Source organism: Corynebacterium sp. HMSC071F07 (assembly GCF_001810285.1).
GTDB lineage: Bacteria > Actinomycetota > Actinomycetes > Mycobacteriales > Mycobacteriaceae > Corynebacterium > Corynebacterium simulans.
Window position 1 is genome coordinate 73,700 of the sequence record NZ_KV800708.1, and the last position, 20,905, is coordinate 94,604.

The 20,905-nt window shown below is 59.7% G+C and carries 17 protein-coding genes, 2 tRNA genes and 1 pseudogene; 13 read left to right on the top strand and 7 right to left on the bottom strand.

Features of this window, described 5'->3' with window-relative positions:
• Nucleotides 1–3: 3 nt before the first annotated feature.
• The gene (locus HMPREF2724_RS05460) at nt 4–1,044 is read right to left on the bottom strand and encodes a mechanosensitive ion channel family protein (RefSeq protein ID WP_061924223.1); all 1,041 of its coding nucleotides are present in this window, start codon (nt 1,042–1,044) and stop codon (nt 4–6) included.
• Between the two features lie 237 nt (nt 1,045–1,281).
• Here HMPREF2724_RS05460 and HMPREF2724_RS05465 point away from each other — a divergent pair, with 237 nt between their 5' ends.
• Entirely contained in the window at nt 1,282–2,433 is a 1,152-nt protein-coding gene (locus tag HMPREF2724_RS05465) for a cystathionine gamma-synthase (protein WP_070455884.1), read from the top strand.
• Nucleotides 2,434–2,596: 163 nt separating this feature from the next.
• On the opposite strand, the gene HMPREF2724_RS05470 is transcribed toward HMPREF2724_RS05465, so the two are convergent.
• The gene (locus HMPREF2724_RS05470) at nt 2,597–4,504 is read right to left on the bottom strand and encodes an FAD/NAD(P)-binding protein (protein ID WP_070587532.1); all 1,908 of its coding nucleotides are present in this window, start codon (nt 4,502–4,504) and stop codon (nt 2,597–2,599) included.
• Nucleotides 4,505–4,653: 149 nt separating this feature from the next.
• Between HMPREF2724_RS05470 and HMPREF2724_RS05475 the strand changes: the two genes are divergently transcribed.
• From HMPREF2724_RS05475 to HMPREF2724_RS05505, 7 genes are all read left to right on the top strand, one after another.
• On the top strand, nt 4,654–6,285 hold the full coding sequence (locus tag HMPREF2724_RS05475) for a TIGR04028 family ABC transporter substrate-binding protein (RefSeq protein WP_062043514.1): 1,632 nt from the start codon (nt 4,654–4,656) through the stop codon (nt 6,283–6,285).
• Nucleotides 6,286–7,266, top strand: a complete 981-nt coding sequence (locus tag HMPREF2724_RS05480; RefSeq protein ID WP_070455886.1) for an ABC transporter permease — start codon at nt 6,286–6,288, stop codon at nt 7,264–7,266.
• The gene (locus HMPREF2724_RS05485) at nt 7,263–8,138 is read left to right on the top strand and encodes an ABC transporter permease (protein ID WP_070455887.1); all 876 of its coding nucleotides are present in this window, start codon (nt 7,263–7,265) and stop codon (nt 8,136–8,138) included. The genes HMPREF2724_RS05480 and HMPREF2724_RS05485 overlap by 4 nt, the downstream gene beginning before the upstream one ends.
• Nucleotides 8,139–8,145: 7 nt before the next feature.
• Nucleotides 8,146–9,816, top strand: coding sequence for a dipeptide ABC transporter ATP-binding protein (locus tag HMPREF2724_RS05490; protein ID WP_070455888.1), 1,671 nt, complete (start codon nt 8,146–8,148; stop codon nt 9,814–9,816).
• Nucleotides 9,817–9,896: 80 nt separating this feature from the next.
• Nucleotides 9,897–11,123, top strand: a complete 1,227-nt coding sequence (locus HMPREF2724_RS05495; RefSeq protein WP_061924203.1) for an alkylhydroperoxidase domain protein — start codon at nt 9,897–9,899, stop codon at nt 11,121–11,123.
• 50 nt (nt 11,124–11,173) lie between these two features.
• The gene (locus tag HMPREF2724_RS05500) at nt 11,174–11,875 is read left to right on the top strand and encodes an SDR family oxidoreductase (protein WP_061924200.1); all 702 of its coding nucleotides are present in this window, start codon (nt 11,174–11,176) and stop codon (nt 11,873–11,875) included.
• Between the two features lie 154 nt (nt 11,876–12,029).
• A complete protein-coding gene (locus HMPREF2724_RS05505) occupies nt 12,030–12,785 on the top strand; it encodes a GntR family transcriptional regulator (protein WP_246815601.1) in 756 nt (251 codons plus the stop codon).
• Between the two features lie 12 nt (nt 12,786–12,797).
• Here the strand turns inward: HMPREF2724_RS05505 and pepN are convergent.
• Nucleotides 12,798–15,352: pseudogene (gene pepN / locus HMPREF2724_RS05510) on the bottom strand (aminopeptidase N).
• 107 nt (nt 15,353–15,459) lie between these two features.
• Between pepN and HMPREF2724_RS05515 the strand changes: the two are divergent.
• Nucleotides 15,460–16,083 (top strand): mycothiol-dependent nitroreductase Rv2466c family protein, encoded by a 624-nt coding sequence (locus tag HMPREF2724_RS05515; protein WP_070432994.1) that lies wholly within the window; start codon nt 15,460–15,462, stop codon nt 16,081–16,083.
• Between the two features lie 20 nt (nt 16,084–16,103).
• On the opposite strand, the gene HMPREF2724_RS05520 is transcribed toward HMPREF2724_RS05515, so the two are convergent.
• Complete coding sequence (locus tag HMPREF2724_RS05520; RefSeq protein ID WP_070455891.1) at nt 16,104–16,805, bottom strand: hypothetical protein; 702 nt, start codon at nt 16,803–16,805, stop codon at nt 16,104–16,106.
• 125 nt (nt 16,806–16,930) lie between these two features.
• On the opposite strand from HMPREF2724_RS05520, the gene HMPREF2724_RS05525 reads away from it, so the two are divergent.
• The gene (locus HMPREF2724_RS05525) at nt 16,931–17,404 is read left to right on the top strand and encodes a ribose-5-phosphate isomerase (protein ID WP_061924185.1); all 474 of its coding nucleotides are present in this window, start codon (nt 16,931–16,933) and stop codon (nt 17,402–17,404) included.
• Between the two features lie 158 nt (nt 17,405–17,562).
• On the opposite strand, the gene HMPREF2724_RS05530 is transcribed toward HMPREF2724_RS05525, so the two are convergent.
• Both HMPREF2724_RS05530 and HMPREF2724_RS05535 read right to left on the bottom strand, forming a co-directional pair.
• Nucleotides 17,563–18,396 (bottom strand): aldo/keto reductase, encoded by an 834-nt coding sequence (locus HMPREF2724_RS05530; RefSeq protein ID WP_061924182.1) that lies wholly within the window; start codon nt 18,394–18,396, stop codon nt 17,563–17,565.
• Nucleotides 18,397–18,529: 133 nt separating this feature from the next.
• Nucleotides 18,530–19,327 (bottom strand): hypothetical protein, encoded by a 798-nt coding sequence (locus HMPREF2724_RS05535; protein WP_062043531.1) that lies wholly within the window; start codon nt 19,325–19,327, stop codon nt 18,530–18,532.
• Nucleotides 19,328–19,476: 149 nt separating this feature from the next.
• On the opposite strand from HMPREF2724_RS05535, the gene HMPREF2724_RS05540 reads away from it, so the two are divergent.
• Nucleotides 19,477–19,551 (top strand) — tRNA-Gly (locus HMPREF2724_RS05540).
• Nucleotides 19,552–19,776: 225 nt separating this feature from the next.
• Here HMPREF2724_RS05540 and HMPREF2724_RS12830 read toward each other — a convergent pair.
• Nucleotides 19,777–19,917, bottom strand: coding sequence for a hypothetical protein (locus tag HMPREF2724_RS12830; protein ID WP_168162620.1), 141 nt, complete (start codon nt 19,915–19,917; stop codon nt 19,777–19,779).
• 194 nt (nt 19,918–20,111) lie between these two features.
• Here HMPREF2724_RS12830 and HMPREF2724_RS05545 point away from each other — a divergent pair.
• Nucleotides 20,112–20,185 (top strand) — tRNA-Pro (locus HMPREF2724_RS05545).
• Between the two features lie 85 nt (nt 20,186–20,270).
• Nucleotides 20,271–20,905, top strand: a 635-nt coding sequence (gene tig, locus HMPREF2724_RS12835; RefSeq protein ID WP_168164872.1) for a trigger factor, incomplete at its 3' end; no start/stop codon positions are given.

The window sequence follows — 20,905 nt, forward strand, 5'->3', positions numbered from 1 at the left end:
GATTTAAGACTCGTTTCCTGGGGTCGAAGGGCTGAGGCTTTCTACCTGTGCGTCTGGAGCCTCGTCCATGTCAAAGAAGGCCACGCCCTGTGGGTATGGGGTATCGATGTCGTTGGCATGCATCGCGTTGAGAATCTTCGACTGCAGTTTGCGCTGCACGCCCCACTGCTTTCCTGGCAAGGTCTTGACCACGACGCGGAAGGACATATGGTCGACCTCGAGGCTGGAAATTCCATTGACGTCGGGCTTGTCTAGGAGGTCGTCGCGGATGGCGTCGTCAAGCGCGGCTTCTTCAACCGTCTTGGAGATGACGTCAAAGGCCTTATCCGGGTCGTTGGAAAGCGCGACCGGAACCTGCACGCGGGCCACGGAGTAGTGGTCGGAGTGGTTAGCCACCTGCAGGATCTCGCCATTGCGGACGTACCACAGGGCGCCGTCGATATCGCGCACGGTAGTGATGCGCAGGGAAATCGACTCAACGTCGCCGAAGACACCGTTGCCCAAATCGATGGTGTCGCCGATGCCGTACTGATCCTCCAACAACATGAAGATGCCGGAGAGGAAGTCCTTGACCAGTGACTGAGCGCCGAAACCAAGGGCAACACCGACCACACCTGCGGAGGCTACGAGTGGGGCAACGTTGACGCCGACCTCGTCCAGGATTGCGAGCACGGCCCAGACCCAGATGAAAATGCCCGCGGCGGAACGGCCCACGCTAGCCAAAGTCTGCAGGCGGGAAACGCGGCGCGCCTCGTGGGATTTGGACAGTGCGGTTTCCTGTTTTGCAGCTTTGCGGCGTGGGCGAATCTGGGACTTCAGGCGGCCGTTTTTGATGCTGTTATCTGCCAGCTTCGTGATGAGGCGGCGTAGCAACCAGTGGCCGACGAGCGCGATGAGAAGGATGATAGCCACGCGGATGGGCTTATCCACGAGCCATGCCTGGGTGGTTTCGTTTTCCCACAAGCCGGTGAGGTTATCTACTGCCTCTTGTGGAGTGGTCTCGCTTTGGGCGAGCGTCAGATGCGGTGCGAAATTAGGACTCATAGTGCTTTCTATTTGGGGAAAGTGTGCGAGAGGCGTGCAGTGACGGGGCTAGCAACGATGGGCTAGCGAAATCTGCTACGCGCAGCCACACCATGGTACGTAAAGGGCAATCGTTGGGCATGGCCCACGGGCTCGACGTTGTCTCAAGTTTCAGCTCAGCGTTGCGTTAAGTGCTGCAATGAATTTAAAGAAGCAATCCACGGGCAAAGTGGACAGCTTTGTCTACAATTTTCAGACATGACTGTTAAGCGTGCTTCTGGATTCCACTCTCGCTCCATCCATGCTGGCTACCAGCCCGATAGCCACATGGGCAGCATCAACGTACCGATTTATGCCTCGACCACCTTTCAACAAGATGGTCTGGCGCAGTTGCGCGGCGGCTATGAATACGGGCGCGTGGCTAACCCCACGGTGCGCTCGCTCGAGTTAACGCTTGCCGCATTAGAGAATGCGCAATATGCGCGGGCTTTTTCATCTGGCATGGCGGCCATCGATACGCTGTTGCGCATTATCTTGCGCCCGGGTGACCACGCTATCTTGGGGAATGATGCTTATGGCGGAATGTATCGCCTGCTCAACAACGACTATGGGCAGTGGGGCATTGAGCTTGACATCGTAGATACATCCGACGCCGCGGCGGTTGCTGGGGCCATCCGCGAAAACACCAAGCTGATTTGGCTGGAAACGCCAACAAACCCGGCGCTGAATATCACTGACATCGCCGCAGTTGCCGCGTGCAAGAGCGGCGCCCAAGTGGTCGTGGATAATACCTTTGCCACTCCATACCTGCAGAATCCGCTTGAACTGGGCGCGGACCACGTGGTGCATTCCACCACCAAATACTTGGGCGGCCATTCTGATGTGTTGGGCGGAGCAGTGGTGACAAATTCCGCTGAGATGGACGAGCGCTTGTTGTACTTCCAGGGCAACGTCGGTGCGGTGTCTTCGCCCTTTGATGCATATCTCACCGCTCGCGGCATTAAGACGTTGGGGCTGCGGATGGATAGGCACTGTGAAAATGCGCAGGCAGTAGCCGAATACTTGGAATCGCGGCCCGAAGTAAAGCAGGTGCTGTATCCGGGGCTACCGACGCATCCGGGACATGAATTGGCTGCACGGCAAATGCGCGGCTTCGGCGGCATGATGTCGGTGCGCTTCCATAACGAGGAGCACGCAAAGCAGATTTGCCTGAACACGAAGCTGGTCTCACTCGCGGAGTCGCTGGGCGGCGTGGAATCGCTGATTGAGCATCCGCAGAATATGACCCATGTGTCCGCCGCGGGCTCTGAGTTGGTTCCACCTGCGGACTTGGTGCGCATCTCGGTCGGCATCGAGGATATCGCCGATCTTATTGCGGACTTCGAGCAGGCATTGGACACGTTGGGTTAGGGAGGCGGCGGCCTTACTCGAACAGATACCCAGGGCTGGGCACCCAGACCTCCTAGATAGCCTCGTTGGATTTTTCATCAGCCGCGAAGTCGAACTGGAGGTCTTGGTTTCCAGCCCTGGGTATTTGAGTAAATGGTGAGGATGGAAAGGGCGCAGGGGCGCGCTAGCGAAGTGCCGCCAACAGCGAGCCGGCGGTGCGGTCGGTCTCCTGCAGCATCAGCGGGTCGGTACCAGGCATCGGGGAGATGGTGGTATCCGGCCATTGCGAGTAGGTAGGGATGCCGATGACGTGCAGGCGCGGGTCGACGCTGCCGTCGGGGCGAACCACCTTGCGCTCCCACGTGGTCTCTGGGGAGCCGGTGGGGTTGCCATGGTCTAGGAAGGGGCGAACGCGGTCCTTAAGCGATACCGCTAGCGGGTCGGCTGGGCGACGCACGTCGGGAGAGTGCATCCACGCATCAATCAGCCACGGGCTCGAAGCAGCGCGTGGGCCGGAAGTCAGCGTGAATTCGTCGTCCCAGCTCAGTGCGGGGCGACCTCCCAAGAAGGAGACCGCGCCAGCGTCCACGAGAGCGAGCAGCTGGCGGACGCGGAACAGGGGTGGGCCGGAGCCGACCATCTGGCCAAAGGCCATGAACTCTTTGTAATTGCTGGTGCGTGACTCCCAGTCCAGGCGGCCCTCAGAGCCTGCGATGGCAGAGGGCTTGCGGGCGGAGGCAACCGCCCACAGCGCAGACTTCAGCGGGGAATCCTGAGCGGCATCGGCGGCGATGATATCGTCCGCCAAGCTGTCCGCGATGTACGCGGTGAGCTCTTCTGCGGTGGAACCCGTGAAAGCATCCAACGGATTGACCCAGTGGGAGAGATCGAGCGGCTCGGCAGAAACATCTTTGAGTGCCGCATTGAGCTCCTGGGAGATGCCGACGATGTTTTGGGAATTAAGTTTCGCCGCATCAATGCGCGCAATGATCTCTTCCAGTGGAACCTGCAGTGCCGCAGAGTTAACGCGGGCCTGTGTCTCGTAGTACTCGGCATAAGCATCGCGAGCGATGTGGGGGAGTAGGTCGCGGCCGAAATCGATTTCGCCGCCTTCTACCTTCGCGAGTTGTTCGCGGAAGCGCATAAGTTTTGCGCGCGGTGGGAGTGAGTGATAGTCAGACTTGGGAATATAGGGGTAGCCGCGGCCCGAGGAGGCGATGAGATGCGGCTCGTTGCCGGAGGGCTCATAGCGCAGGCCGGAGCGAGTGGACGTGTCTTCGTGGAAGACACCGCCGCGGTCGATGGTCAGCAGCGCCATGATGTCGAAGAAGCCCATGCCCAGGCCGCGCACCAAGACCTCTTGGCCGGCAGGGATTTCGGCAATGTCCTGTTCCACCGGGTTATTAGGGCGTACCCAGTGGAGCGAGTCGGAGGCGGCGGTGGCCTCAGTAAGGTGCTGCTCAGAGCCGTTAGGGCCCGGCCCCTGCCAGCCATAAGCCAGCACGGTGGAATCGGCGGTGACGCTAGAGCCGTCGGCAAGCTCGATGACGTCCTGCGTGCCTTCTTCGCGCACAGCAACCGCGCGGGAGGGGTGATTTGAGACGGTGACAGTATCTGGCAACTGTGCCAATGCCACCTCAAAAGCCCAGCGCAGATAAGCGCCATAGAGCGCGCGGGAAGGGTTGGACTCGGGGCGGCTGGACTCAATTTCGGCGCGGAAGGACTCGTCGACGGTGACGGGGTGGGCGTCGAAAAGCGCCTGCTTTTCTGGAGAGATGCCCTCGCGCTCGCCGCGCAGTAGCTGAATCCACTCGTACTGAATGGGGCCCTCGAGAACCGGGGCGCTCATGGTGGAGCCAGGCTCGGTGAACAGTGTGACGGCACCGGCGAGGGTATTCATGCACAGCGTCTGGGTTTGTTCGGTGTCCCAGATGCGGCCGGCGCCGAACTGGGCGTCGTCGATGAGATGCAGCGCGAGGGCGGGAGAGTCGCTGCGGGCATTGAGGTGCGCGGCCAACCGCTCTATCACGGAGATGCCGCGAGGCCCCATGCCAACGATGGCGATGGAGGGGGTTGAATCTGGCGAAATCATTTAATTCATCCTTTGAGGCGAGCTTGCGGGCTCGCCGTTTTGAGAATTTTTCTAGACCGGACTGTCTATGGAATAGATACTAACATGTCTATGTTGTGTTAATTTACATGGCTAATAGCAATCTCTTTAAAACTCGAAGGCTTTAGAAAGTGAAACTGATTCGCACCATCGCCAGCGTGGTGGGTGCCGCGGCCCTTCTTGTAGGATGCGCGACATCGACCGGCGCGGGTTCTGGAGATGAAGACAACGTCCTGACCTATCTCGAACCGCAGTTCTTCCGCACGCTGTATCCGCCAGCGGCCGGCTTTTATCCCAACGGTGGCGTGGTCAATCAGCTCACCGACCGTCTGCTGTACCAGGACCCGGAGACTCTCGAGCTTTCTCCATGGATAGCCACGGAGATGCCGAAGGTCAACGAGGACGCCACCGAGTACACATTTAACATCCGCACGGATGTGACTTACTCCGACGGCAGCCCGCTGACCGCGGAAAACGTGGTGCGTAACTTCGATCTTTATGGCTTGGGCGATACCGAGCGCACCCTGACGGCCTCGGAGCAGATTGCCAATTATGAGCGCGGCGAAGTAGTCGACGAAGACACGGTGAAGTTCTACTTCTCCGAGCCTTCGCCGGGCTTTTTGCAGGCTACTTCCTCCTATAACGCAGGCCTACTCGCAGATAGCTCCTTGCAGTTGGACAACGAAGGCTTTGGCCCCGGTAATGCAAAGAAGTTTGTGGGTTCCGGGCCCTTCGTGGTCGACGAAGAAAAGATCGGCACCGACCTCGTGCTTAAGACCCGCGAGGACTATGACTGGGCGCCACCGGCCGTAGAGCACCAGGGCCGCGCCGACATCGACGGCGTGCATTACATCCTGGCAGCCGAAGAATCCGTGCGCACGGGCGCCATCATCTCCGGTCAGGCAGACATCGCCCGCCAGATCTCTGCCCCGCAGGAGCCGTTATTGGAAGACAAGGGTGTAGAAATCTTCTCCCGCGGCACCAACGCGATTAACAACCAGCTGGGCTTCCGCTTCAATCACCGATTTCTGCGCGATAAGCGCGTGCGCGAGGCCATCATTCACGGCATCGACCGCGAGGAAATTATCCGCGTGCTCTTCTCCGAGTCCTACCCGCTGGCCAAGTCTTCCGTGGCCGAGACCGGCTTGGGTTTCAAGGATCAGTCGTCGGCCTATACCTTCGATCCGGAGGAATCGAAGCGCCTGCTTGACGAAGCCGGATGGAAGCCCGGCCCCGATGGCATCCGCGTCAAGGATGGCCAGCGCCTAGTGCTGCGCTCGAATACCGCGCTGCCGCAGCCGCGTTCCAAGGAAGTCATGACGATGGTCCAGGATCAGCTAGGCGCGCTGGGCATCGCCATCGAGATTAACCCGGGCGACCAGGCAACTCAGAACGCAGATGCGAAGTCCATCGACAAGGTGCAGCTCTACCACATCATGGTCGGCCGCGCGGACTATGACGTTATTTCCTCCATGTACTCGGTGAACAACCGCGACGCCCTGCTTAACCAAGACGAGGACGGCAAGCCAATCGACGCCCACTTGGAGAATCTGCTGCAAAAGGTCAGCTCCAGCCCCAAGTCTGAAGACCGCAAGAAGGCCGTCGAAGAGGTGCAAGATTACCTCACCGAACAGGCCTACGTCATTCCTTTCTTCGAGGAGCCGCAGGTCTACGCGGTATCGCCGCAGGTTTCCGGTTTCCACACCGAGTCGGTGGCCCGCCCGTGGTTCTACGAGGTCAGCTTGAATCAAGAGGAGAAGTAAATGACTGCTCGACAATTAGCTGCCCGCATCGGGCAGGCACTCGTGGTGCTGCTCGTGACATACACGGTGGCCTTCTTCCTGCTTTCCGCGCTGCCTTCCGACGCCGTGATGTCGCGCTTTGGCGACCCAGCACTGGGCCTTTCGGAGGCGGAGATTGTCGCCATCCGGGAGGAAATGGGCGTCGATAAGCCGCTGCTCGTGCAGTTCTTTACCGGGCTCGCAGGCTTTTTCACCGGCCATTTCGGTAACTCTACGCAGACGGGCGCGGCGGTATCGACGCTGATTGCCGACGCCCTCCCGCACACCCTTATCCTCGCCGCGTGCGCGATTGGCCTGGCCATCGTCGTGGCGCTCATCGTGGCCTTCCTGGCTACCTTGCCGGGCCTCGGCGCGATTGCGACCTTCTTCCGCGGGCTGCCATCTTTCATGGTCTCCCTGCCCGGTTTCTGGATTGGCATCCTGCTCATCCAGGTCTTTTCCTTCCAGCTGGGCTGGGTGCGCATCATCGAGCCTTCCAGGGTAGAGGGCCTTATCCTGCCGACCTTGACGCTGTCGGTGCCGATGGCCGCACCACTTATTCAGGTGCTGATTCGCTCCATCGACGAGACGCAGTCGATGCCCTTCGTGCAGGCGGTGCGCGCTCGTGGTGCTACAGAATCTTGGATCTTCTGGCGCAACATCTTGCGCAACTCCCTCCTTCCGGCACTGACTATGGCGGGCCTGCTCTTCGGTGAGCTCGTAGGCGGCGCCGTGGTGACGGAGACCGTCTTCGGACGCAACGGCCTGGGCTATATGACTGCCCAGGCGGTCTCGAACCGCGATACGCCGGTGCTGCTGGCCGTGGTTCTGATCGCGGCTACCGCTTACGTCATCATCAACCTCGTGGTGGATCTGCTCTACCCAGTGCTGGACGTGCGCCTGCGCCGTCCCGTTACTGCTACTGCAGGATCGACCGAATCCGCGAAGAGAGCCCGCGCATGAGCGTTCCAACCTCGAATAACACAAACGCGCAACCCACGCAGCTGCGCCGCAACCGCCACCACGTCTCGCGCGCACAGCGCAACCCGTGGACCAGCCCAGCCTCCATCCTCGCGCTGGTGATCCTCGCGGTGGCCTTCCTGGCGGCTTTGGTGCCGGGCCTTTTCACCAACTCGGATCCTTATGCCGGCACCGACGTCGCTCTTTTGCACCCCAGCTTTGAGCACTGGTTCGGCACCGACGCGGTAGGCCGCGACCTGTATGCCCGCGTGGTCTATGGTGCGCGTCAGTCACTCATTGGCGCGCTCATCGCCGTGGCAGTGGGCCTTATGGTGGGCACGCTACTGGGCCTTCTGGCCGGCTCGCTGCGCGGCTGGGTGGATGCGATCATCATGCGCGTGGTGGACGTGTTACTTTCCATCCCGGGCATCCTGCTTTCCCTGTCCATCATTATCGTGCTGGGGTTTGGTTCCCTGCAGGCCGCCGTCGCGGTGGGTGCGACCTCTATTGCCACCTTCGCCCGTCTGGCCCGCTCGCAGGTGATGTCTGTGGCCGGCTCCGACTACGTTGAGGCCGCCTACGGCGCCGGCGCGATCCCCATGCAGGTCATGGCGCGCCACATCCTGCCGAACTCCCTGACCCCGGTCATCGCCCTGGCTACTTTGCAGTTTGGTTCTGCAATCTTGCAGCTTTCCATCCTCGGCTTTTTGGGCTACGGCGCTCCGGCCCCGACCCCGGAGTGGGGCCTCATCATCGCCGAAGGCCGCGATTTCATGGCCACCGCTTGGTGGCTCATCATCCTGCCGGGCCTGGCCATCGTGGCCGTAGTGGTCTCTGCCAACCGTCTATCCCAGAACTTCCGAGCGGAGGCTTAGAAAAACAATGACAGTTAAAGACAAGGCTGCACAGAATAATCCTTTGCTTACCATCCGTGACTTGAATGTCTCCTACACCACGGCCGCGGGCGAAGTCCCAGCCGTGCAGGGCGTTAGCCTGGAAGTCCACCCAGGGGAGATCACCGCCATCGTGGGTGAGTCCGGCTCCGGCAAGTCCACCTCTGCCATGGCCGCCATCGGCCTACTCGCGCCCAACGCGCAGGTCGACGCCGGAACGATCGCCTTCAAGGGCACCAACGTCACCGATTACACCAATGCGCAGTGGCGCAAGCTGCGCGGGCGCGCAATTGGGCTCATCCCGCAGGATCCCAACAACTCGCTGAATCCGCTCAAGACCATCGGCGCCTCTATCGAGGAAGGCATGGCCATCCACGGCATCGGCAGCGCCGCTAGCCGCAAGCAGCGCGCGATTAAGCTGCTGGAGAAAGTGGGCATCGACGAGCCTGACCGCCGCTATGGCCAGTACCCGCACGAGCTCTCCGGCGGCATGAAGCAGCGCGTGCTCATCGCGGCGGCGGTGGCGCTGGAGCCAGAACTCATCATTGCCGACGAGCCGACTTCCGCACTCGATGTGACGGTGCAGAAGGTCATCTTGGACCTGCTTGATGAAATGCGCCAGGAGACCGGCGTGGGCATCTTGTTCATCACCCACGATCTCGCCGTGGCAGGTGACCGCGCGAACCGCATCGTCGTCATGGAAAAGGGCCAAGTTCGCGAGTCCGGGCAGGCCGCGCGCGTGCTCACCGACCCGCAGCATGCCTACTCACGCCGCCTGCTTGCCGACGCCCCGTCGCTTTCTGTAGCCGAGGCCCCGCACTCTTCGCGCGTGGCGCAGCCTGCCAGCAAGGAACCCGTTGCTGAAACCGTGCTCAAGGTCCGCGACCTCACCCAGCGCTACGGCGACTTCGTGGCTTTGGATGGCGTGAGTTTCGACGTGGCGAAAGGAACCACCCACGCGCTGGTGGGCGAGTCTGGCTCCGGAAAAACCACCACGGGACGCTCCATTTCTTTGTTCAATTCGCCGACCTCGGGCTCTATCGAACTGCTGGATGCAGCTGGTAGTACCACCGAGCTGACCAAGCTGAAGGGCAAGGCGCTGCGTGAGGCGCGTAAGTCCGTCCAGCTCGTTTACCAGAACCCGTATTCCTCCCTGGACCCACGCCAGAGCATCGGTAACGCCATCGCTGAGCCGCTGCGCAACCTCGCGGGCGCTAGCAAGTCCAAGGCTAAGGCCCGCGCGCAGGAGTTCCTGGAGCTCGTCGCGCTCGACCCACAGCACTATGACCGCCGCCCGCGCGAGCTGTCCGGCGGCCAGCGCCAGCGCGTGGCCATTGCCCGCGCCATGATCGTGGAACCGGAGTTGGTGGTGCTTGACGAGGCAGTCTCCGCCCTCGACGTGACCGTCCAGGCGCAGATCCTGCGCCTGCTGGCGCAGCTGCAAAATGAACTGCAGTTGAGCTATGTCTTCATCTCCCACGACCTCGCCGTGGTCAACCAGATCTCCGATACGGTCTCGGTGCTCTCCCATGGCAAGCAGGTAGAGTCGGGCCGGACCGCTGAGGTATTTGCGAACCCGCGCTCCGAGTTCACGCGCACGCTAATCGACGCCATCCCCAGCCAGCGTTATCGCGCCGGGGACTTAAACCTAGGGCTGTAAGCACCGCCGCTCCTACGCGGCGGGTGAAGGCCTTAAAAACCTTAAGAGCCTAAAACCTTAAAACAAGGAAAGGAAGTTTCATGGCAGACATCATCAACCAACTAGCCGGGGCAAGCCCGGAGCTAGTGCAGCTGCGCGCACGCCGGCCCGATGCTTTGGCGAATGCGCAGCTTTCCTTCCAAGCCCTGCTGGAGCCAGAGGAGCCCGGCACCTTTAGCTATGCGCAGCGCTATGCCGTGGCGGCTTTCTTGAGCGGCATTTACCAGGCTAAAAGCGCCGGCGAGTTCTATGGGGACCTGCTTGCTGATGAGGCCACGGAGACTCTGCAGGGCGCCGTCCAGGCCGCCATTGAGCACGGCACTACTTCTGGTCCTTATGCCGCACCGGCCGATATTTCGGGCGAGGGCGCAGGCTTTATCACCTTCGGTGAGATTGCCGGCCTAGACGAGCGCTTGGCCGCGGCCTTCGATTTTGCACATCTTTTGGCATTCCACCCTAAGGACGCTTCCGCCGAGGCCATCGGCCACCTGCAGGCTGCCGGTTGGTCTGAGGATGACATCGTGAGCCTGTCCCAGCTCATCGCATTCCTTTCCTTCCAGCTGCGCGTCATCCACGGGCTGAAGGTCTTGGGCGGCGATGAATCCACCGCCCCCGAGACCACCCGTATTGAGGGCGCTTCCGACCCAGGCTGGCAGCTGCACGAGCACACGCTTAACCCAGAGACCCACGCTCCGCAGGGCTTTGTTGCCCACTCGCTGGGCTGGAAGCCGTGGCTTACACCGTTGGCCAAGGAGGAGTTCACCCAAGAGCAGATCGATGCACTCATCCGCCCGGAGCGCATCGACTCCGAGTACTTCCGCCTGCTGGCCCGCGATGCTGCGGCGCTGAAGGCCCGTACGCTCACGGACTTGGATATCTTCTACAACACCGACGGCGGCTTGGGCCGTGCCGAGCGCGAGCTGGCCGCCACCGTGGTTTCCCGATTCAACGGCTGCGAGTTCTGCGCCTCGGTGCACCAGCAGCGTTCCAAGGATGAGGGCGGCGATGCCGCGGCCATCGATAGGCTGCTTTTCGAAGGCCTCGACGCCGATTTGGGAAGCGATGCATGGGGCGTGATTCGCGACGCCGCGCGTGAGCTGACGCGTTCGCCCTTCAGCTTCAACTCCGGATGCGTGGCCAAGCTGCGCAGCGTGGGCTTCGATGACCTGGCAATCATTGACCTCATCAACTCTGCGTCCTTCTTCAACTGGGCCAACCGCCTCATGCTTACCCTCGGCGCGCCGGATGTGCCGAAGCGTTATCGCTAGAATCGGGAAACCTAAATAAGCGCAAACATAGTTAGGAAGGCGAGTAAATCATGGCAAATACCAAGATCGCAGTAGTAACCGGCGCTACCGGCGGCATGGGCCGCGAGATCATTGAGGACCTCGCGCGCGACCATCACGTCTATGCGCTGGGCCGCCGCGCCGAGGAGCTGCCGGAAGCCGCGAACATCACCCCGGTAGCGCTCGACTTGCTGGAGCTTCTTGACCCCGAAACCGCGCTGCCAGAGCCGCTGCAGGCCCTCGACCGCGTCGACGTTCTGGTACACGCGGCAGCTCGCGCCGATAAGCACTCCGTCGAGTCCGCACGCCCGCAGGACTGGCAGGCACAGATGGACTTAAACGTCCACGTTCCCGCTGAACTAAGCCGCCGCCTGCTGCCGCAGTTGCGCGCGGCTGATGGGGAAGGCCTCGTGGTCTTCATCAACTCTGGTGCCGGTATCCACAGCTACGGCGACAATGTCATCTATGCCGCGACCAAGCATGCGCTTTACGCGCTTGCCGACGGCCTGCGCCTTTCCGAGCTCGGTATCCGCGTTTCCACCGTGGCCCCAGGCCCTACCGATACCCCAATGTTGCAGGGACTGCAGGACTACGACCCAGCGCACGTCATCGCGCCCGTCGAGGTGGCCAATGCCATCCGCGCTGCGGTGGATGCAGGTTCTACCACCCAGCTCACCGAGATCCGCGTGCGCCCGCGCGTGGAGCTTGCGCAACGCAAGAACCTCAAAGGATAGTTGCAAGAACTAGCTAGAAAACTGGTTTAATACCGAAGCAAATTTGTAGTTAACGCTTGGGCGGGGGATGTGCGCCACGGTGGCGCCATTCCTCGCCCTAATTCACATCTGCTCGAGATGCGAAAGCTCGGCTGCGCTGTAGACTTCTGAAATTGTGACTACTTCAAGCCGCCGCCCTGCCTATTTGGTGATCGCGGATTCGCTGCGCTGCAAGATCGAAACCCAGCAACTCAAGCCAGGCGAGCGTTTCCCCACTGAACGCGAACTGGTCCAGGAATACAACGTTGCCCGCATGACCGTGCGCCACGCGTTGGACATCTTGCAGATCGAGGGCTTAATTGATCGCAAACGCGGTCGCACCGGTGGCACCTTTGTACGCGCCGTCCCGCCCACACTTAACCTGACTAGCCATGAAGGCATTCTGCTGCAGCTGCGGGATCGTGGCTTCCTGACGCGCGTTGAAGTAGTAGCGCTGCACAAGGCAGAAGTGCTCTCCCATATGGCGGCGACTTTCGGAGTAGAAGAGGGCACGCTCGTGTGGGAACTCAAGGGCGTGCACTACGTGGATGACGCCCCGATCAGCGTCTCGAAGTACACCATCCCTGTGCAGTTGGTTCCGGACCTTGATGAGCGCGATCTCCACCAGCCTTTGCTGGAGACCTTAGAAAGCTGTGGTCTGAAAATGGCGCACAAGCGCGATCGCATCGTGGCCGCTACCGCCCGAGCAGAGGAGCAAAAACTGCTCGGCGTGGGCCGTTCGCACCCATTGCTGCGCTTTAGCCGCGTCATCAAGCAGTCCGATGGCACCGTTATGGCGATAAACGAGGAAACTTTGCGCTCCGATATCGCCAACGTGGAGGTTATCGTCGGCGAGGACCCATCACCCGGACAGGTCCCTCACCTCGACTAATTAGCGTGCCTCTTATGCTTCCTGCGCATCTACCGCACGATTGCGCAGCGCACGAGCCATACGGTCGCGCTGCTCGGTAACCGCACGGCGCAGGCCGCCGGCTAGGTCGCGCTGCAGGAACGCATCGGCCTCATCCAGGCTCTGCTGCGAGATAGCCCAGGATGGGAACAGACCAGTCACAGAGGTCAGTCCGATCTCGGTGGACTGGGAAGCCCAAATCTTTTCTGCCACATCGAAGAACTCGGAAGTCGGCAACAGATCGTCAGCGCCGGGGTAGGTAAGGCCCTCTAGCTTGGAAGTCAGCTCGCGGTTGGTCAGCTTGCCCTCGACAATTTCTTCCCACACCGCGCGCTTGTTCTCCGCGGTGTTGACCGCGGCGCGCGCACGCACTGCGGCTTGGTGGCCGGTCGCGGAGTTATCGCGCGCCAACTGCGCATCGATGGCAGCCGGGACATTGTCAAGCGCGCCGTCGGCAGCCAGCGCTGCGATTGCGTACCAACGCAGGCCCTCGTCATCGGAGGAGTCCAGAACATCCTGCAGGAAGGCGCGGGTGCCTTCGGTCAGGCGAATCTTGGCCAGCGCCTGCGCGAAGACGATGGAACGCTCTGGGTCTTCGTCCTGCGTGCCGGCGAGCAGGGCGTCGGCAAGCAGCGTCGACTCCTTGGCCCACGCTGGGTCCGCGTAGTTGGATTGCGCCGAAGCCGCCTGCTGCACGATGCGCTCGAGCACCGCCAGCTCGGTCTCTGCCGCCGCGCCGCGCGCTACGAGCGCCACGAAGTCGCGGGCGCGCATGGTGCCACCGCGGGTCATCTCCCATGCTGCGGACCAGCACAGAGTACGCGCCATTGGGTCGGCGAACTTGTCGATGTTTTCGACCATGAATTCCAGCGACTTGGAATCCAACTCGATGAGCGCGTAAGTCAGATCATCGTCGTTTGGCAGCAGGAAGTCGATGTCTTGTTCCTTGCGGCCTACAAGCTGCGGAATATCGGTGGACTCGCCGTCGATATCCATCTCGATGCGATCGGTGCGAACGGCCTTGCCGTCTACCAAGTTGTAGATGCCCACGCCTGCGCGGTGGGTGCGCAGCGTCTCGCCACGCTGGACCAGCTGTGCGGTGGTGATGACCCCGGCGTCGTCAGTGTCTAGCTCAACTGCAAACGTGTTGATGCCGGTGGTCTTGAGCCACTGCTTAGCCCAGAAGCTTAAGTCGCGGCCACTGGACTCGGCGAGTGAAGCGAGTAGATCGTCGAAGGTGGCATTAGAGAAAGCATGCGCCTTGAAATGGCGGCGCACGCCGGCAAAGAAGTTTTCGCGGCCCACATAGGCCTGCAGCTGCTTGAGCACGGAAGCGCCCTTAGCGTAGGTGATGCCGTCGAAGTTCTGCTCCACGGTCTCGATGTCGGAGGCATCGGTGGAAATCGGGTGCGTGGTGGGCAGCTGATCCTGCTGATAAGCCCAGGACTTTTCCACGTTGGCGAAGGTGACCCATGCGGTGTCGTACTGGGTTTCCTCAGCCTGGGAGATGGCGGCGACCAGGGGGCGAAGGACTCGTTGAGCCACAGGTCATCCCACCATTCCATGGTGACCAAGTCACCAAACCACATATGCGCCAGCTCGTGGAGAATGGTGTCAGCGCGGCGCTCGTACTTGTAGTGGGTGGCCTTGGAGCTAAAGACGTACTCGTCGCGGATGGTCACGCAGCCAGCGTTCTCCATAGCGCCGGCGTTGAACTCCGGCACGAAGATCTGGTCATACTTGCCAAAGGGATAAGCAAAGCCGAAGTTACGGTGGTAGAAGTCGAAGCCCTGCTTGGTTTCAGTAAGGATGCGCTCTGCGTCGAGGTGCTCTGCTAGGGAGGCACGGCAGTAGACCCCCAGCGGGACGGAAACCTTCTCAGCGGCATTGCCTTCTGGGTGCTCAGTCAGTTCGCCGTTCCAGGTATCGGTGACCTCGAAGTAGGGGCCGGCGCACAGGGCAATCAGGTAGGTAGAAAGCGGGTAATCAATCTCCGTGGACCAGGTTTGGGCATCAGCCTTGCCCTCGATTGGCGCGACGGTGGTGGGGCCATTGGTGATGATTGTCCAGTCTGCCGGGGCGTCGAAAGCCAGCGAATAAGTGGCCTTCATGTTTGGCTGGTCGAAGCAAGCGAAGACGCGCTTGGCATCGGCAGTTTCAAACTGCGTGTAGAGGTAAACCTTGCTGTCTGCTGGATCGACGAAGCGGTGCAGGCCCTCACCGGTGTGAGAATAAGGAATCTTGGCTACAACCTTGAGCTCATAATCTGCTACCTGCAGCCCGGACAGCGGGATTCCGTACTCGGCTTCATAAGCCTTGGTGGGCAGGGGAGCGCCGTTCAAGCGAACCTCTAGCAGTTCCTCGCCGCGCAGATCGATGAACGTGGAGCCAGCCTGCTTGGCGCGAAAGGTCACGGTAGTCGTGGAGATGAAATGCGTTTCGGGATTAACCTTGGAACCAACAAGGTCTAGGTGGACGTCGTAGTGGGAAACGTCGATCATCTGTGAGCGGTGCGTGGCCTCTTCGCGAGTGAGGTTAATCGAGGTCATAGGCTAATTACTCCTCCTTGTAGCAATTGAGTTTCTGCATCCACCTTAGTCGTGCCCGTAGGGTGGGAAGGGCCAGTTAGCAATGAATTTGTATAAAAGGAGTCCACATGGCTGAGTCTGTGAAGTTTTGGTTCGATTGCAGCTGCCCGTTTGCTTGGGCCACCTCCCGTTGGATCAAGGAAGTAGAAAAGGTCCGCGATATCGAGGTCACCTTCGTGCCGATGTCGCTTTCCGTGCTTAACGACGGCCGTGATTTGGACCCGGATTACATGGAAATGATGAAGGCAAACTGGGGCCCGGCCCGCGTCGCCACGAAGATCGCCATTGCGGCACCTGAAAAGGTCGATGCCTATTACACCGCGATGGGCAATCTCATCCACGGCCAGGAGCAGGGCGGCAAGAAAGGCTTCGGCGCTTATGATGAAATCATTGCGCAGGCGCTGGAAGAGGTCGGCTTGCCGGCAGATTACGCCGAGGTGGCAAACACAGAGGACGTTGACGATAAGCTGCGCGAGTTCCACAATGCCGCCATCAACGAGGTCGGCGATGAAGTAGGAACCCCAGTGGTCAAGCTCGGCGATACCGCATTCTTCGGCCCGGTAATTACCCGCGTGCCAGAAGGTGAGGAAGCCGGCGAAATCTTTGATGCTTCCGTCCGCCTTGCGCAGTACCCATACTTTTTTGAACTAAAGCGCACCCGCACCGAAATGCCGCAGGTGAGCCAGAAGTAACTTGGGTTAGCACCCCGAACTTAATGCTTGACGCGGGTGTTAGCCCATGCCGCGAAAGCAAATACTGCTGAAAATGCTGTGACGAACGGGATGAAAAAGCTCAGCAGGGCCAAAGCTCCGGTGCCAATCAGCAGGCGCCGGGGCTTTTTGTCTTGGGTGGAAAGCGCGATGGCCCAAGTAACCACGGTGAGAATGACTGGTGCGGCGCGCAGGATGATGACCGTTGCCAAGGAGGCCATATCAGGCGACATGGCCGGTTCTGCAAGTTGTTCTTGGAACAGGAAGGTCCACAGCACCTCGACCAAGACCAACACCGTGAAGGCAACTCCGACGGCAAAATATCGCTTCCTGCCGCGGGATGTGGAGCCGAACTTGAGGTTATCCGAGGAGAGGAAAAGAATCGTGAGCAGCGTTGAAATTGGTGCGATAAGGCCCGCGATATTGATGTTGGGCAGCGACATCTGTGCGCTGTATTCCTCCCAGTAGCACCACACCCAGGTGGCCCAGGAGGCCGCGCCGAGGAGTGCGCAAAGGCCTACTCGCAGGTCTCGTGTTGGCCGGAAATAATAGAAAAGGCCCAGGATGATGTGCGCGAGCGTGACGCAAGCAGTGCTGACGACGGGTCCGACGAAAGGCGGCAGGAAGAGCGGAAAGATTGGCAGCGACAGCAGGCTGGCCACAAAGAGGCCGAGGCACAGCCGTGCGCCAAAACGTTCGTTCATTTCCAGTCTCCTTTCTAAGACGTTGCGAGCCATGCTGTGAGGGATTCAGCGTTAATACGGGGGATGAATACGGGGAACGCCGATCATAGCAACGCCAGATTGGGCAAAGCTGTAGGATTTGGGGCATGCGCGTTTATTTAGGAGCAGACCACGCAGGGTTCGAGATGAAGAACGTCATCGTTGAACACCTGAAGAAGCAGGGCCACGACGTCATCGATTGTGGCGCACACGTTTACGACGCTGAGGATGATTACCCAGCTTTTTGCATTGAGGCGGCACTGCGTACCGTCAACGATCCCGGTTCCTTGGGCATCGTGCTCGGCGGCTCCGGCAACGGTGAGCAGATTGCAGCCAACAAGGTAAAGGGCGCGCGTTGCGCACTGGCCTGGTCCCCAGAAACCGCCCGCTTGGCTCGCGAGCACAACAACGCTCAGCTGATCGGCATCGGCGGCCGCATGCACTCTGAAGAAGAAGCGCTGGCCATCGTGGATGCCTTCCTCGAGCAGGAGTGGTCCGCGGCGGATCGCCACCAGCGCCGCATCGACATCCTGGCGGAGTACGAGCGCACTGAGATTCCCCCGGAGCTGCCTGAGGCTTAGTTCCTTCAAGGTTCCTTTAAGGTGCCTTCAAATACTAAAACTGCTAAAAGCGCCTTCACTTCTTTTCGCCCACCCACTGGATGTGGGGCCAACGAGAAATGAAGGCGCTTTTTAGATGCCTAGCTAAGCAGACTCGCGCTGTCTAGTTCTCGCGCTGCTTAGCTAGCGTTGAACTCGTTTGGGTGCGGGCCGCCGCGGCCTTCCTCACCAAGATCCAGATCCGTGATGGCAGCCATCTCGTCCTCGGTTAGCTCAAAGCCAAAGACATCGAAGTTTTCCGCAATACGCTCTGGGTTCGCGGACTTCGGGAACAAGATGACGTCATTTTGCAGGTGCCAGCGGATGATGACCTGCGCAGGGGAGACCCCATATTTCTTGGCAGGCTCGGTAACCTCATCAATCTCGAAAAGGTCCGTCTGGCCCTGACCGAGTGGGCCCCAAGCCTCAATCTTGACGCCGTGTGCACGGAAAGCGTCCAATTCGCGCCAACGCTGCAGGTACGGGTGCAGCTCAACCTGGTTAACCACCGGGGTAACAGAGGTGTGGGTTTCCAGCTGCTCTAAGTGCTCGAGCTCGAAGTTGGAAACGCCAATGGATTTGACCTTGCCGGACTTTTGCAGCTCAATCATCTGCTTCCACGCCTCTACGTAGTTGCCGTTTTCAGGGCATGGCCAGTGGATGAGATAAAGGTCGACGTAGTCGAGGCCTAGCTTCTGCAAAGACTCATCGAGGGCCTCTGCGGCGTTGGTCTGGCTATCATTCCACAGCTTGGTGGTAATAAATAGCTCCTCGCGCGGAATATCGGAGTTAGCGATGGCGCGGCCTACGCCCTCCTCGTTGCCATAAACGGCAGCGGTATCGATGTGGCGATAGCCCACGCGCAGGGCTTCAGCGACGAGCTCTTCGGTCTTTTCTGGATTGACCTTGAAGACGCCGAAGCCAAGCTGTGGGATTTCGTTACCGTCGTGGAGTTTCATCATTGGTACAGACATGGTTCCCAGACTACGTTGCGAGTGAACAACTTAGCAGAAGCCAAGCTCAGCGGTACAAAATAGCCACAAAAATTTACGTATTAATTATTGCTCGGGTGGTGCTGTTGCTGGGCGCCCAGTGTGGGGGCGAGAACTAGAAATCGAAATCGAAGTCAAAGAGACCGTCGTCGCCATCGCCGCCGTCGAAGAGGCCGTCGAAGAATCCGCCGCCATCTTCGCCGTCACCGCCCGTGTTTCCGGCGATGTCACCACCGCCTAATTCACCACCGCCCTGGTCGCCGCCCCAGTCGCCGCTTTCGGCAGCTGCTGCCGAGTAGCCAATGCCGGACATGCCGCTGAACATGGCATTGAACATCATGGAGTAGCCCATCATCCATACGCCGGTGCTCAGTGCGTCGGCCCACCATGGGCGGGAGTACCAACCAGCCGGAACCGGGCGGCCTGCAACCACGCCGCCGGGGTAGTAGTTCGGCGTCTCGCTGGATGCATAAGGCGAAGCGGTAATCGTCTGGCCGTCTGCCTCAACTGTGCGCTTTTCAGTGACCTTGCCAGCCTGGCGCTGGCCCTCCAACGGCGGGAGCTCTGGGCCTGCATCCATGCCCATGATTTCGCGCGCTGCGTTGACATAGTGCATGCCCTCTAGCGCGGATTCGCGCGCCAGATTCGCCTGCTTGACGGTGTTGGCGCGGGAAATCGCGGCATTGGCTGCGGTGAAACGCTCGGAAGCATCTGCCATGGCTTGTGTGGAAGCAGCGTCGGTGCCGGAAATCTGCATGACCTGACCACCCAGGCGCTCAGTCCAGCGGCGGGCATCTGCCAATGCGTCCTCGAAGCGCTGCGCTTCAAGCTCTTCGCGCCTTTTCTTCTGTCCGCGCGAAGCAAAGTAGGCGGCGCCGCCGCCGACGGCAATAAGCAGGATAATTGGTGTCAAGAAAACTCACTTCCAAATCTTGATGGGCAACACACGTTGAACGCCTTCCAAGCCTAGTTAGTTCCCCACGTTGACGGGCCGGTTTTATTTTCTGCCGGCAAGTGCGCTAAAGTGGTTCGCACGTCAAACATCGCTAGATGTCGGACTGTGGGAATGTCGTATAGTGGCTAATACCTCAGCCTTCCAAGCTGAAGACGCGGGTTCGATTCCCGTCATTCCCTCCAATTTTTAAATCTCGAGTCAACGTTTCATGCAAATGTTGGCTCGAGATTTGTCGTTTTCCACCTTGCGATCAAATCCAGGGAAAAGCCCATAAAGCGTGCTTGTTTGGCCGAAACCCCAAATGGTGAGGTGACAAACCTACATGGTGAGGTCTAAAAGGTGAGGTCAGTAGACTCCAGTCACAGCCGTTATCACCAGGCGCAGAATTGACGGCGTGACCTCACCATCTAGGAATGGGCGACCTCACCATCTGGTTTAGGGGCAAGGCCCACGTCCCACAGTGCGATGGTGTGGGGCTTCGCTGAACGGGCTGCGGAGACGTTGCCGATGCAGTGGAATGGCGCCGCAAAACAAGCGCTAAAACTCACGCTTGAAGGCGTTAACTTTGCGTCATTGACCCTTGCGGCGGGGAGGAAATTAATAGCTTTTAACCTGCGGAAATGCTCTTAAGTGGGGGTCGGTGTTAGGTCATTTGGAGATATGCCGCTACACTATTTCGAGTATGCAACGCACCCACGGCGAAAAGCATGACATGTTTTAGAAGATCGTGGAGGCCTACATACGGGGCGTGGCGCAGTTTGGTAGCGCACCTGCTTTGGGAGCAGGGGGTCGCAGGTTCAAATCCTGTCGCCCCGACGTATGGGGGTCTGGGAATACCCTTAAAAGTATTTCCAGACCCCTTATTTACATTCTGAACCAATTTATGCCAGGAGAGTTTCTCGTGAAGACCACCGTAGACAAGCTGAGCGATACCCGCGTCAAGCTCACCGTCAACGTTCCGTTTGCTGAGCTGGACAAGGAAATCGATCAGGCCTATGCGGCGATCGCACAACAGGTTTCTATCCCAGGTTTCCGTAAGGGTAAGGCTCCGCGCCAGCTTATCGACGCCCGCTTTGGTCGCGGCCCGATTCTCGAGCAGGTTGTCAACGACATGCTGCCGACCCGTTACGAGCAGGCAGTTCAGGAAAACGAGCTGAAGGTTATCGGCCAGCCAGAGGTTGACATCGCGAAGATCGAGGACAACGACTTCGTCGAGTTCACCGCTGAGGTTGACATCCGCCCGGAGATCGAGGTTCCGGACTTCTCCAAGCTGTCTGTTACCGTTCCGGCTCTGGAGGCTAAGGAAGAGGACGTCGACAAGGCTCTCGAGGACTTGGCAGCACGCTTTGGTGAGCTCAAGGACACCAAGCGCAAGATGAAGACCGGCGACTTCGCCATCATCGACATCGTTACCGAGATCGACGGCGAGAAGCTGGAAGAGGCATCCTACGAAGGCATGTCCTACCAGATTGGTGATGACGACCTCATCAAGGGCCTTGACACCGCACTGCGCGGCATGAAGACCGACGAGGACAA

Excerpts from the sequence above, each read along its gene's own strand:
- HMPREF2724_RS05470 (WP_070587532.1), bottom strand. The coding sequence starts at position 4,504 with ATGATTTCGCCAGATTCAACCCCCTCCATCGCCATCGTTGGCATGGGG.
- HMPREF2724_RS05485 (WP_070455887.1), top strand. The coding sequence starts at position 7,263 with ATGAGCGTTCCAACCTCGAATAACACAAACGCGCAACCCACGCAGCTG.
- HMPREF2724_RS05520 (WP_070455891.1), bottom strand. The coding sequence starts at position 16,805 with ATGAACGAACGTTTTGGCGCACGGCTGTGCCTCGGCCTCTTTGTGGCC.
- HMPREF2724_RS05490 (WP_070455888.1), top strand. The coding sequence starts at position 8,146 with ATGACAGTTAAAGACAAGGCTGCACAGAATAATCCTTTGCTTACCATC.
- HMPREF2724_RS05525 (WP_061924185.1), top strand. The coding sequence starts at position 16,931 with ATGCGCGTTTATTTAGGAGCAGACCACGCAGGGTTCGAGATGAAGAAC.
- HMPREF2724_RS05515 (WP_070432994.1), top strand. The coding sequence starts at position 15,460 with ATGGCTGAGTCTGTGAAGTTTTGGTTCGATTGCAGCTGCCCGTTTGCT.
- HMPREF2724_RS05500 (WP_061924200.1), top strand. The coding sequence starts at position 11,174 with ATGGCAAATACCAAGATCGCAGTAGTAACCGGCGCTACCGGCGGCATG.
- HMPREF2724_RS05465 (WP_070455884.1), top strand. The coding sequence starts at position 1,282 with ATGACTGTTAAGCGTGCTTCTGGATTCCACTCTCGCTCCATCCATGCT.
- HMPREF2724_RS05460 (WP_061924223.1), bottom strand. The coding sequence starts at position 1,044 with ATGAGTCCTAATTTCGCACCGCATCTGACGCTCGCCCAAAGCGAGACC.
- HMPREF2724_RS05530 (WP_061924182.1), bottom strand. The coding sequence starts at position 18,396 with ATGTCTGTACCAATGATGAAACTCCACGACGGTAACGAAATCCCACAG.
- HMPREF2724_RS05495 (WP_061924203.1), top strand. The coding sequence starts at position 9,897 with ATGGCAGACATCATCAACCAACTAGCCGGGGCAAGCCCGGAGCTAGTG.
- HMPREF2724_RS05480 (WP_070455886.1), top strand. The coding sequence starts at position 6,286 with ATGACTGCTCGACAATTAGCTGCCCGCATCGGGCAGGCACTCGTGGTG.